At 47.1% G+C, this 238-nt stretch carries 1 tRNA gene; it reads left to right on the top strand.

Going from position 1 to position 238, the window contains the following annotated elements:
* The first annotated feature begins 91 nt into the window (after nt 1-91).
* Nucleotides 92-165 (top strand) — tRNA-Pro (locus tag ACYP03_RS27890).
* Nucleotides 166-238 lie beyond the last annotated feature (73 nt).

Genomic DNA, 238 nt, shown 5'->3' with positions numbered 1-238 from the left:
TAAAAGTTTGCTTTTGAAAAGCAGGCTACAAAAATTGAGAGTTTGAGTAACTATGACTGCAAGCGTTAAACTTTCAACAGAACAACAATCTCGGTGAATAGCGCAGTTTGGTAGCGCATCTGGTTTGGGCCCAGAGGGTCGGGGGTTCGAATCCCTCTTCACCGACCCCTTTCGAAAGCCCGCTCACTGAGCGGGCTTTTTTGTCTCTGTTGTTTTCCGATGGGCGGTATTTGCTGAT

The organism is Photobacterium sp. R1, assembly GCF_054600795.1.
Note: the sequence above shows the minus strand (reverse complement) of the source record. Positions and strands in the feature narration are given on the sequence as shown.